Below are 11867 nucleotides of genomic sequence, written 5' to 3'. Positions count from 1 at the left end.
TCCGGACAGGCGCAGCGAAGCGGAGCGCAGATTCGGGACCCATACTCACAGGGAGTGGTTTGGCGAAGACTCGGAGTTGCCACCTTGCCCCATAACCACTCCCCGGGGTTATGGGTCCCGGGCTCGCGCTACGCGCGCCCCGGGACGACAGCGGAGATGTTACCGCAGCACGCCATCCAGCACCGGCAATCCAAAGATCACCGCCATCGCAATCAGCGCGTAGCAGATGCCGCGAAACACCCTCTCGCTGGCGCGGCCGAACAATGAGCTGCCGAACGCAACGCCAACCGCATAGACCGGGCCGACGATCAGCGACAGCACCAGCGATTCGCGGCTGATCAGGCCGGTCGCCGCGTAGCTGATCATCGAGAAGAAATCCGAGGCGCCGAAGAACAGCACGATATTGGCGCGCGCGACCATCGGCGCGATCGGGCGGCCGAGCCAGTAGCCGACGATCGGCGGGCCGCCGGTTTGCGCGAGCCCGCTGCAGAAGCCGGAGAGGCCGCCGATGCCCACCGACAGCCAGGCATGGTCCTTGCCGCGATAGCGCCAGCCCGACAGCAGCAGAAGGAGCAGCGCCGCTACGAAGCAGGAGATGATCCAGCGCGTGGTAACGGGTTCGAGCACGCTGAGGAAATAGGTGCCGATGGGTACGCCGATCAGCGCGCCCAGCACTATCACGGCCGTGGCCTTGCGATCGGCCTTCCGCCATGCATCCGGCAGCAGCGGCGCGGCTGCGACGAAATCGATGACGAGAAGCAGGGCAGCAACGAGCCGCGGTGCCGCGATGCTGCTCGCCAGCGGCATGAAGATCAGCGCCGAACCGAAGCCGGAGAAGCCGCGCGCCGTGCCCGAAACGAAAGCGACGGCGCAGAGCGCCGCCGCAACCGTGAGGCTGACGTCCTTCGGAAGGAAGTCAGCAGGACTCATCCGCGCAACGTGCCGCCGGTCTTCTTGGTGACCTCGGCCACGATCTTCGTGGCGACCGCCTCGATCTCCTGATCGGTCAGGGTTTTCTCGCGCGGCTGCAGCGTGACCGCGATCGCGATCGACTTCTTGCCGTCATCGATGCCCTTGCCTTCGTAGATATCGAAGACATTGACGCCGGTGATCAGCTTCTTGTCGACGCCTTGCGCCGCGCGAACGATGTCGCCGGCCTTGACGGCGCGGTCGACAATGAAAGCGAAGTCACGCGACACCGGCTGGAACGCCGAGAGCTCGATCAAGGGCTTGGCGCGCGTCGGCTTCTTCTTCGCCTCGGGGATGCGATCGAGGATCACCTCGAAGACGACAAGCGGCCCGTCGGCACCGAGCGCCTCGAGGGCTCTCGGGTGCACTTCGCCGAAATATCCGAGCACGTTCTGCGGCCCGATCTGGATCGTGCCGGAGCGACCCGGATGCAGCCAGCCGGGACCACCCGCCACGATCTGCAGCGCCTGCATCGGCGCGCCGGCCACCGCCAGCACCGCCAGCGCATCGGCCTTGGCGTCGAACACGTCGGTCTGCGCCGAGCCGGTCCAGTGCCGCCCAATACCTTCGGACGAAGCAAGCCCGCGGCGTATGCCGCTCGCCGCCATGAACTGGTCCTGCGGGCGATCGCCTTTGAACACCTGGCCGACTTCGAACAGCGCGACATCGCCAAAGCCGCGATCGGCATTGGCCTGCGCCGCCGCGATCAGGCCGGCCAGCAGGGTCGGGCGCATGTCGGAGAGATCCGAGGCGATCGGGTTCGCCACTTCGAGCTCGCGCTGTCCGCCGCCGAACAATTCGGCCGCGGGCTTTGCGATGAACGACCAGGTCACGGCTTCGACCATGCCGCGGCTCGCGAGCGCGCGCCGCGCGCGGCGGGTGCGCAGCTGCAGCGGCGTCAGCACCGGCTTGCGCGGCTCGTCGCCGCGCTCGAACGGTGTCATCGGCACCTTGTCGACGCCGAAGATGCGGACGATCTCCTCGACGATGTCGGCCTTGCCGTGCACGTCGGAGCGCCAGGACGGCACCGCGACCTTTACCACCGGGCCGGGACCCGCCATCATGAAGCCGAGATGGGTCAGGATGCGCTTCATCTCAACCTGCGGCACCTCAATGCCAGACAGGCGCTTGACTTCGGTGATCGGGAATTCGATCAGGCGGTCGTCGCCAAAGGTCTTGCCGACCAGGACGGTTTCAGAGGGCGCGCCGCCGCACATCTCCATCACCAGCTTGGTCGCGAGCTCGATGCCGGGCACCATGAAGGCCGGATCGACGCCGCGTTCGAAGCGGTAGCGCGCGTCCGAATTGATGCCGAGCTTGCGGCCGGTCTGGGCGATGTTGATCTCGTTCCACAGCGCCGATTCGATCAGCACGTCTGTGGTGTTCTCGTCGCAGCCCGATGCTTCGCCGCCCATGATGCCGGCGAGCGATTCGACGCCGTGCTCGTCCGCGATCACGCAAATGGCGGGATCGAGATTGTAGGTGCGGCCGTCGAGCGCCAGCAGGCTCTCGCCCTCGCGGGCGCGGCGCACGACGAGATTGCCCTTCACCTTCTTGGCGTCGAACACGTGCAGCGGGCGCGCACGGTCGTAGGTCATGAAGTTGGTGATGTCGACCAGCGCGTTGATCGGACGCAGCCCGATCGCGGTCAGCCGCTTCTGCAGCCATTCCGGCGACGGCTTGTTCTTGACGCCACGCACGAGACGGAGCGCAAAGCCCGGGCACAGCGTGGCATCCTCGACCGTCACCTTCACGGGACAGGGGAATTCGCCCTTGACCGGCTTGATGGTGGGATCCTTGAACTTGCCCATGTCGGCGGCGGCGAGATCGCGCGCGATGCCGTGCACGCCGGTGCAGTCCTGCCGGTTCGGCGTCAGATTGATCTCGATGACGGGATCTCCGAGGCCGGCCCATTCGGCATAGGCAGCACCGATTGGCGCGTCCGCCGGCAATTCCATGATGCCGTCATGATCGTTGGAGATCTGCAGCTCGGCCGCCGAGCACAGCATGCCGCGGCTCTCGACGCCGCGGATGGTGCCGACACCGAGCGTGATATCCTTGCCGGGAATGTAGGTACCAGGCGGTGAGAACACGCTGACGAGGCCGGCGCGCGCATTCGGCGCACCGCACACCACCTGCACCGGCGCACCGCCGTCGCCAGTGTCGACCATGCAGACGCGCAGACGGTCCGCATTCGGATGCTGCTCGGCCGAGATCACCTTCGCAATCGTGAACGGCTTCAGCGCCTTCGACTTGTCGTCGATGTTCTCGACCTCGAGCCCGATCATGGTGAGCTTCTCGGCGAGCTTTTCCAGCGGCTCGTCAGTCTCGAGATGGTCCTTCAGCCAGGAGAGAGTGAATTTCATGGCTGCGTGCCTCGGCTCTTGTCGGTTGAATTGCTTGGGTCGGTGTCAATGTTCCCTCCCCCCTTGTGGGGGAGGGTTAGGGAGGGGGGTGAGCCGCGGCCTCCGGCAGAAGCGGCCTGGCGGATCGTCTCAACAACCCCCTCGAGATTGGACATCACCTGCTCATTGGTGAAGCGCAGAACCTGAAAACCCCCGGCTAGGAAGAAAGCGTCTCGACGTTCATCTTTCTTCTGACGTTCCTCGACATCGTGGGATTCCCCATCGAGTTCGATGATGAGCTTTGATGAGAAGCAGACGAAGTCGGCGATGTAGTTCCCGATCGGCGTTTGGCGACGGATGCCAACACCATCCATGCGGTTAGCTTTCAAGTAGCGCCACAGCAGTGTTTCGGCGCGCGTCATCGTCCGGCGGAGCTGCTTCGCCCTGCTGCGCTGACGGTCGCTGACAACTGCGTGCGGCATCCGCGGCTACCCCCCTCCCTGGCCCTCCCCCACAAGGGGGGAGGGAACGGAGAGAGTCATCGTGTGACTGCGTACCGCGATCACGTGCTCAGCCCCCCCGCCAGCGTCGGCACCTCCAGCGGCTTGAAGCCATAATGGCCCAGCCAGCGGACGTCGCTGTCGAACAGCTGGCGCAAATCGGCGATGCCGTATTTCAGCATGGCGATGCGGTCGATGCCCATGCCCCAGGCAAAGCCCTGGTACTCGTCGGGATCGATGCCGCAGGCGCGCAGCACGTTGGGATGCACCATGCCGCAGCCGAGAATCTCGAGCCAATCCTCGCCCTCGCCGAAGCGGATCTCGCCCTTGTCGCGGCGGCACTGGATGTCGACTTCGAGCGAAGGCTCGGTGAACGGGAAGAACGAGGGCCGGAAGCGCATGTTGATGTGGTCGACCTCGAAGAACGCCTTGCAGAACTCGTGCAGGATCCATTTGAGATGGCCGAGATGCGAGCTCTTGTCGATGACGAGGCCCTCGACCTGGTGGAATTGCGGCGTGTGGGTCGCGTCCGAATCGATGCGATAGGTGCGGCCCGGGCAGATCACGCGGATCGGCGGCTTCTGGCTCAGCATGGTGCGCACCTGCACCGGCGAGGTGTGGGTCCGCAGCAGCATGCGCGAGCCGTCCTCTTTCGGATGGAAGAAGAACGTGTCGTGCATTTCGCGCGCCGGATGGCCTTCCGGGAAATTCAGCTTGGTGAAGTTGTAATCGTCGGTCTCGATGTCGGGGCCTTCGGCCACCGAGAATCCCATGTCGGCGAAGATGGTGGTGAGCTCGTCCCAGACCTGGCTCAGCGGATGAATGCGGCCGGCTTCCGCCGCCGCATCGCGCAGCGGCAAGGTGACGTCGACGGTCTCGGCGGCGAGCCGCGCATCGAGCGCCGCCGACTTCAGCACATCGCGCCGTACCGCGAGCGCCTGGCTGACTTCGTCCTTGGCCTGGTTGATCGCCGCGCCTTGCGTCTTGCGCTCGTCCGGCGACATCTTGCCGAGCGTGGCGAGCAGCGCCGAGATCGAGCCCTTCTTGCCGAGGGCTGCAACACGCACGGCCTCGAGCGCGGCCTCGTCGGCAGCGGCGGCGATGTCGGCGATGATCTGGGCTTGGAGCTGGGCAAGATCGGTCATGGCAATCCCTTTTGGCCAGGATGCTGAGCCGATGATCCTAGCCCGTCACGCCCGGCCAAAAGCGCGAAGCGCATCTTCGCGTTAGATTCGCCGGGCATCCACGTCGGAGAAGTGTATGCGCGAGAGATGACGGCCGGGGCGATGAACGCGCGACACGCGCCTCTGCCCGGGCCATCACAAGCTGAACGCTGCGCAAGTCGCGCAGTGGGGCGGCTTACGCCGCCAGCGCGGCTTTGGCCTTCTCGGCGATCGCTTGGAACGCGGCGGGCTCGCGGATCGCGAGATCCGACAGCACCTTGCGGTCCACGGTGATGCCCGACTTGGCAAGGCCGTCGATAAATCGGCTGTAGGTCAGGCCGAACGGACGGACCGCGGCGTTGAGGCGCTGGATCCAGAGCGCGCGGAAGGTGCGCTTGCGACGCTTGCGGTCGCGGAAGGCGTATTGCTGGGCCTTTTCCACGGCCGGCTTGGCGGCGCGGATGGTGTTCTTGCGGCGGCCATAGAAGCCCTTGGCGGCCTTGTAGACTTTCTTGTGCTTGGCGTGGGCGGTCACACCGCGTTTGACGCGAGACATGACGAGATCCTTCAGAGATGACTTGGTTATCGGATCGCCGCGGGATGCGCGGCAGAGGTGGCAATGATCGTGGACCCGATCAGGCGTTCGGCAAGAAGTACTTCTTGACGTTGTCGCCGTCGGTCTTGAACAGCACGCGGGTGCCGCGGAGCTGACGGATCTGCTTCTTCGTCCGCTTGATCATGCCGTGACGCTTGCCGCGCTGGGCGTGCATCACTTTGCCGGTGGCAGTCACCTTGAAGCGCTTTTTAGCGCCCGATTTGGTCTTCAGCTTGGGCATTTGGCTCTCCTAATGGCCACAGAGATCCGCCCGCGAAGGCGGCTGGACCGTCAAAAATGCTCGTTAGAGCGTTGATTGTGCTCAAGTTTTGCGAACAGGCGCGAAACCCGCACGAGACACCGCCACGGCAGCCCGTAAATCAGCCGGGCGGTGAAGGCTGGGCTTATGACAGAGGAGAGGCCAATTGGCAACGATGAACCGCCGCAACCTGCCCGCCGACTATTGAACGCTGCCACCCCTCATGTCCAAGCCTTCTCGCCTGAAGCAGGTCCAAAATGGCTCATTTCCCGCAACTTCTGATTTCATTCGCCCGCCCGCGCCCTCTGGCGCTGTTCGCCGTGCTCGCCGCGGCTGCGCTGCCACAGGCGGCTGACGCCCGCGCCGGCGGCTATGACGGCATCTGGAACGTCACCTTCGCCACCACCCGCGGCAATTGCAGCTCGGGCTACAGCGTTCCCTTCACCGTGACCGGCACCCGCGTCTCCTCCGCCGGCGGCGGCCGGGTCTCGGGCCGGGTCAACCGTTCCGGCGCTGTCGCCGTGCAGGTCTCGGTCGGCGCCTCCCACGCCAGTGGCGGCGGCCGGCTCGCCGGCGTGAACGGCGCCGGGTCGTGGAAGGGAATTATCTCCGGCGACCAGTGCAGCGGAACCTGGCAGGCGACGAGGACCTGACACACAAAACGGCCCGCCGGGGATCCGGACGGGCCGTTGAATTCTCGAGGTCCTAAAGCGTTGCGCGTCAGCGCGGCGCCAGCACCATTACGACCTGGCGACCTTCGAACCGCGCGTCCTGCTCGACCTTGGCGAGCTCGGCGACGTCGGTCTTGATCTTGTCGAGCAGCTTGGTGCCGATCTCCTGGTGCGCCATTTCGCGGCCGCGATAGCGCAGCGTGATCTTGACCTTGTCGCCCTCTTCGAAGAAGCGCTGCATCGCGCGCATCTTCACGTCGTAATCGTGGTCGTCGATCATCGGACGGAGCTTGATCTCCTTGATCTCGACGGTCTTCTGCCGTTTGCGGGCTTCCGCGGCTTTCTTCTGAGCGGAATACTTGTACTTCCCGTAATCCATGATCTTGCAGACGGGAGGGCTGGTATTCGGCGAAATCTCGACCAGATCCATCCCGACTTCCTGCGCCATGCGGATGGCGACGACGGTCTCGACCGTACCTTTGTTGTCACCGGTCTGGTCGATCAGCTGGATCTGCGCATTGCGGATATCATCATTGATGCGCGGCCCGTCTTTGCTGGCAGCGGGCGGAGCTTTATTAGGACGGCGAATGGGTGGTTCTCCAAAGTTGTGAAAGAAGCGGCTATTTTGAAGGAAGATGCGTTTGCCGGCAAGCAAGTCGCTGGTGCGAGGCGCGAAAAACCCTCAAATGCGAGGCATTTTGGTCACGGCCCTCGGCACGCTGACCGACATAGACACCTTGCCTCTGTTCCGCAAGCGTCCCAAAGGACCAATACCGATGCCGGTCGTACTTTCGGAATAGGTCCGGACAGCTCAAACCGCACAGCCAGAGTAAACGTTCCATGACCGATGCAATTCCCGATGCCGTGCTTGAGTTCATCGAGGTGGGCGAGGGGCCGTCCGCACGCAGAATCGCGGTGCGCCGCCGTCCCGGAAAAGGCCCCGGCCTGGTCTGGCTGGGCGGATTCAAGTCGGACATGCAGGGCGGCAAGGCCGTGGCGCTGGATGCCTGGGCCCACGAGCACGGCCGCGCAATCGTCCGGTTCGATTATTCCGGCCACGGCGAATCCAGCGGCGATTTCGCCATTGGGACGATCGGCAGCTGGCTCGAGGATAGCGTTGCGGTGTTCGAACGCTTCTGCGACGGCCCGCAAATCCTGATCGGCTCGTCGATGGGCGGCTGGATGGCGCTGCTGCTCGCCCGCGAGATCAGGAAGCGTGCCGGCAAAGCGTCGCTTGCAGGGCTCGTGCTGATCGCGCCGGCGCCCGATTTCACCGAAGAGCTGATGTGGAAGAATTTTTCGCCCGCAGTGAAGAAGGAAATCGAGACCAAGGGTTTCTGGCTGCGCCCGTCGGAATATGGCGACGGCTCGCCCTATCCGATCACGCGGAACCTGATCGAGGAGGGACGCAATCACCTCGTGCTGGGCAGCGCCATCGATCTCGGCTGCCCCGTCCGCATCCTGCAAGGCGCGAAGGACCCTGATGTGCCCTGGCAGCACGCGTTTGCGCTGACCCATCGCCTGCCGGCCGACGACGTCGTGCTTACCATGATCCAGGACGGCGATCACCGCCTCTCCCGCCCGCAGGACATCGCGCGCCTTCTTGCGGCGGTGGCTGAGATCGGGTGATGTGTCCTCTTCCTTCTCCCCTTGCGGGAGAAGGTGGCTTCGCGAAGCGAAGTCGGATGAGGGGTTCTCTCCACGGGCCCGAATGAGAGTTGGACTCGCGGAAGCAACCCCTCACCCGAACGAAATGCGTGTCAACGAGCGGAGCTGGCCTCTCCCGCAAGGGGAGAGGCATAACAACTGGGAGGCAACACCAATGACCACCACCGCCATGCTGCGCGCCTTCTGCGATGCCGTCGAGCAGCGCAACGGCGAAGCCTTCGCCCAGCTGTTCACCGAGGACGGCGTCTATCACGATGTCTTCTACGGCGCCTTCGCCGGCCGCGCGAAGATCGCCGCGATGATCGACGACTGGTTCTACCGCACCGCGACCGATTTCCGCTGGGACATGCATGATCCCGTCACCGACGGCACCACGCTCTATGCGCGCTACACCTTCAGCTATAGATCGACCCTGCCGGAAGCAAACGGCGCGCGGGCGATGTTCGAGGGCGTTGCGATCATGACGCTGAAGGGCGGCAGGATCGCGAGCTATCACGAGGTCGCCAACACCGCGCCGGCGTTCGTCGATTTGAACTTCGCCCCGGAGCGGATCGCGAAGATCGTCGCCAAGCAGGGTGCCGAACTGAAGGCGCGGCCGGAGATGCAGCGGCATTTGGACTAGGTCGTCATTCCGGGGCGCGCGAAGCGCGAACCCGGAATCCATTTCAACTCTTGGCCTGCGGCCCGATGGATTCCGGGTCTGCGCCTGACGGCGCATCCCGGAATGACGACCGGAGAGAGGCGCGCGCTCCTACCGCTTCGACGGATTCACCATCGGCTTGCGCTGCGCCAGCGCGGCCACCGTCGCGGTGCCGATCGGACCCTGTTCGTCATAGAGCCAGCATTCGCCGATCGCGACGCCGTCGGTGGCTTGGTGGTTCACCACCTCGAAGCCGATCCACTCTGTCACGGGCAGGCGGTGCAGATAGATCGTGACATCGCTGTTGATGTAGCCGAGCCCCTGGTCGCCGGCATTGGCAAACGGGCTCGCAAAATCGGCGCCGGCGGCGACGCGGACGAACGGCGTCATCGGGGTGCCCGCGACGAGCTCACGCACCTCGCTCATCCACAATCTGCGCGGGCCGAGCGAGCCCATATGGCCGACGATCGGGCGTGTCGCCCATTTGCCGTTCATGCCGAGCCTGGGATCGGTCGGCTTGGGGATCTCGGCCGGCTTCGGTGCGTCCCAGTTCGGCGGCGACCAGACATTGCCATCGGGATTTTGCGTCTTGCGCAGCAGCTGGCACGAGGCGCGCGCCATGCTGACCCCGCCGGAAAAGAACTCCGCTTCCACCACGCGGATGCGCATGCCGTCGCGCACCAGCCGCGTCGTCACTTCGATCGGCTTGTCGATAGTCGGCAGCCGGAACATGTCGACCGTGAGCCGCGCCGGCACGAATTCGGGCCCGGAATGGCGCTCCTCGATGACGAAGCCGAGCAGGCCGACGATGACGCGTCCGTGCAGCGATTTCGGATCCCATGGACCGTTGGCGACTTCCGTCGGATGGAATGTATCGCCGTCGCGGGTGAAGAAAGGCATGCTTGTCATGACGCGCGAGATTGCGGGAATGGGCGGGGAAATCAAGGGTGGTGAGAGCATGTGCCAGCCACAACACGAGTGTCATCGCCCGGCTTGACCGGGCGATCCAGTACTCCGCGGCAGTTGTGATTGAATCGATAGGCCGCGGCGTACTGGATTCCCCGCCTTCGCGGGGAATGACTACGGTGAGCTAGGAAGCGGCGCGCCACTCCTTGCGCACACTCTCGTGGTGCTCGTTACTGATCGCAGCACCCTTCATCGCCTCAAACTCTTCGCGCGCCAGCAACTGGCCCAGCGCCCACACCGCCGCGCCGCGCACCAGCGGACTTGCGTCATCCAACAATCGCCGCGCCGCCTCAGCCAGCGCCACCTCGCCTGAGTTGCCGATCGCAATCAGCACATTGCGCACGAACCGGTCGCGGCCGATGCGCTTCACCGGCGATTTCGTGAACAGCGCACGGAATGCCGCGTCGTCCAGCCGTGCCAGCTCAGCGAGCGAGGGCGCGCGCAACTCGTCGCGCGCGGCGAGTTTTGCCTCACGCCCCTCTTGCGCAAACTTGTTCCAGGGGCAGGCGGCAAGGCAATCATCGCAGCCATAGATGCGGTTGCCGATGCTCTTGCGAAACTCGTGCGGGATCGGGCCCTTGTTCTCGATGGTCAGATACGAGATGCAGCGCCGCGCATCGAGCTTGTAGGGCGCTGGAAACGCCGCGGTCGGGCAGATGTCGAGGCAGGCTCGGCACGAGCCGCAATGATCGATCTCGGGTTCGTCGCGCGGCAGCTCCAGCGTGGTGTAGATCGCGCCGAGAAACAGCCACGAGCCGAACTCGCGCGAGACGAGATTGGTGTGCTTGCCCTGCCAGCCCAGATGCGCGGCCTGCGCCAGCGGCTTCTCCATCACTGCCGCGGTGTCGACGAACACCTTCACCTCGCTCGGCGCGGTCGCGACCAGCCAGCGCGCCAGCGCCTTCAGCCGCTTCTTGATGAGGTCGTGATAGTCGTCGCCTTGCGCATAGACCGAGATCGCCGCGCGCGCGCGCTGCTTCAGGATCGCGAGCGGATCGGAGTCGGGACCGTAATTGACGCCGAGCATGATCACGCTGCGCACATCGGCCCACAGCCCGCGCGGGTCGACGCGGCGCTCCGGCTGGTTCGCAAGCCAATCCATGTCGCCATGGCCGCCCGAGGCGATGAATTCGAGGAAGTGTTGTCCGGCTGCATCGATCGAGCCCGGCGCGGTGACGCCGATGCAGTCGAAGCCGAGCGCGTGCGCTTCGCGCGCCAGCGCCGCCTTCAGTTCAGTCGGGTCGCAGCTCAGAAATCCAGGTCCACATAGGTCCGCGACGCCGGCACGCCGGCCAGCCATTCGCTGAGGAGCGGACGGAACGACGGGCGGGATTTCACCCGCGCGTACCACGCCTTTGCTGCGTCGTCCTCGCTCCATGGCACGTCGCCCAGATAGTCGATCGCCGAAAGGTGCGCCGCGGCGGCGAGATCCGCGTAGGTGAGCCGGTCGCCGGCGAGGAAGTTGCGGGTCTGCGCCAGCCAGCCGATATAGGCCAGATGATAGCGCACATTGGCCTTCGCTGCGCGCATCACGTCGGCCGAAGGCGGCCCGCCGCCGTTCTCCTCGCTCATGAAGCGCTTGTAGATGCGCTCGGTGACGAGTGGATGCGAGACTTCCTCGAAGAACTTTTCGTTGAACCAGGCCATCAGCCGGCGCACCTCGACACGCTCGGCAAGCGTCTCCGGCATCAGGCGCTTGGGGCCCATCCCGGCCCCATAGGCCTCATCGACATATTCGGCGATGATGGCCGCGCCCGGAATCGGCGGCTGCTCGTCGTCCACCAGCACGGGCGTGGTGCCGGCCGCATTGAGCAGCAGAAACGCCTCGCGCCGCTCCCAGCTGCGCTCCTCGATCAGCTTCAGGTCGAGCCCGTATTCACCCGCGATCAGGCGAATGAAGCGCGAATGCGGACAGAACGGATGATGAAACAGCGTAAACATGAAGCCTTTGACTATGTGATGGTGCTTAAGAATCCATCAATGTTTGTGCGGCGCCACACTAGTCCTTCAAAACCTCGAAGCAAGGGCGTGATTTGGCATTTTGCGATTGCGGCATGGGGTCGAATAGGCGAGAAGAGCCCCGCTTTTCCA

13 protein-coding genes are annotated in these 11867 nt (G+C 64.6%); 3 read left to right on the top strand and 10 right to left on the bottom strand.

Translation table 11 applies throughout. The features are described from left to right. Positions 1-159: 159 nt before the first annotated feature. From I6F12_RS27815 to rpmI, 6 genes are all read right to left on the bottom strand, one after another. The gene (locus I6F12_RS27815) at positions 160-930 is read right to left on the bottom strand and encodes a sulfite exporter TauE/SafE family protein (protein WP_225157680.1); all 771 of its coding nucleotides are present in this window, start codon (positions 928-930) and stop codon (positions 160-162) included. Then, entirely contained in the window at positions 927-3335 is a 2409-nt protein-coding gene (gene pheT / locus I6F12_RS27810; RefSeq protein WP_225157679.1) for a phenylalanine--tRNA ligase subunit beta, read from the bottom strand. Before pheT ends, I6F12_RS27815 begins: the two co-directional genes overlap by 4 nt. Next, the gene (locus I6F12_RS27805) at positions 3332-3796 is read right to left on the bottom strand and encodes a DUF559 domain-containing protein (protein WP_225157678.1); all 465 of its coding nucleotides are present in this window, start codon (positions 3794-3796) and stop codon (positions 3332-3334) included. The genes pheT and I6F12_RS27805 overlap by 4 nt, the downstream gene beginning before the upstream one ends. Positions 3797-3876: 80 nt before the next feature. Next, positions 3877-4959: a phenylalanine--tRNA ligase subunit alpha gene (pheS, locus tag I6F12_RS27800; protein ID WP_225157677.1), complete on the bottom strand. Its 1083-nt coding sequence runs from the start codon at positions 4957-4959 to the stop codon at positions 3877-3879. 214 nt (positions 4960-5173) lie between these two features. Further along, positions 5174-5533, bottom strand: a complete 360-nt coding sequence (gene rplT, locus I6F12_RS27795) for a 50S ribosomal protein L20 (protein ID WP_027550107.1) — start codon at positions 5531-5533, stop codon at positions 5174-5176. Between the two features lie 79 nt (positions 5534-5612). Continuing rightward, the gene (rpmI, locus tag I6F12_RS27790) at positions 5613-5813 is read right to left on the bottom strand and encodes a 50S ribosomal protein L35 (protein WP_008539890.1); all 201 of its coding nucleotides are present in this window, start codon (positions 5811-5813) and stop codon (positions 5613-5615) included. A gap of 275 nt (positions 5814-6088) precedes the next feature. On the opposite strand from rpmI, the gene I6F12_RS27785 reads away from it, so the two are divergent. Beyond that, a complete protein-coding gene (locus tag I6F12_RS27785) occupies positions 6089-6484 on the top strand; it encodes a hypothetical protein (protein ID WP_036024380.1) in 396 nt (131 codons plus the stop codon). A gap of 67 nt (positions 6485-6551) precedes the next feature. Here the strand turns inward: I6F12_RS27785 and infC are convergent, their stop codons facing one another. After that, on the bottom strand, positions 6552-7091 hold the full coding sequence (gene infC, locus I6F12_RS27780) for a translation initiation factor IF-3 (RefSeq protein ID WP_074447655.1): 540 nt from the start codon (positions 7089-7091) through the stop codon (positions 6552-6554). Between the two features lie 251 nt (positions 7092-7342). Between infC and I6F12_RS27775 the strand changes: the two genes are divergently transcribed. Then, a complete protein-coding gene (locus tag I6F12_RS27775) occupies positions 7343-8131 on the top strand; it encodes an alpha/beta hydrolase (RefSeq protein ID WP_225157676.1) in 789 nt (262 codons plus the stop codon). A gap of 193 nt (positions 8132-8324) precedes the next feature. Further along, entirely contained in the window at positions 8325-8792 is a 468-nt protein-coding gene (locus I6F12_RS27770; protein ID WP_036024382.1) for a nuclear transport factor 2 family protein, read from the top strand. Between the two features lie 129 nt (positions 8793-8921). Here the strand turns inward: I6F12_RS27770 and I6F12_RS27765 are convergent, their stop codons facing one another. The 3 genes from I6F12_RS27765 to I6F12_RS27755 form a co-directional block, all read right to left on the bottom strand. Continuing rightward, the gene (locus I6F12_RS27765; RefSeq protein ID WP_225157675.1) at positions 8922-9719 is read right to left on the bottom strand and encodes an acyl-CoA thioesterase domain-containing protein; all 798 of its coding nucleotides are present in this window, start codon (positions 9717-9719) and stop codon (positions 8922-8924) included. Between the two features lie 181 nt (positions 9720-9900). Then, entirely contained in the window at positions 9901-11076 is a 1176-nt protein-coding gene (queG, locus tag I6F12_RS27760; RefSeq protein WP_225157674.1) for a tRNA epoxyqueuosine(34) reductase QueG, read from the bottom strand. Then, entirely contained in the window at positions 11025-11717 is a 693-nt protein-coding gene (locus I6F12_RS27755) for a glutathione S-transferase family protein (RefSeq protein WP_036024387.1), read from the bottom strand. Before I6F12_RS27755 ends, queG begins: the two co-directional genes overlap by 52 nt. Positions 11718-11867 lie beyond the last annotated feature (150 nt).

Source organism: Bradyrhizobium sp. IC4059 (assembly GCF_020193615.1).
Classification (GTDB): domain Bacteria; phylum Pseudomonadota; class Alphaproteobacteria; order Rhizobiales; family Xanthobacteraceae; genus Bradyrhizobium; species Bradyrhizobium yuanmingense.
The sequence above is the reverse complement of the archived record's forward strand: the minus strand, read 5'-3'. Positions and strand labels throughout refer to the sequence as shown.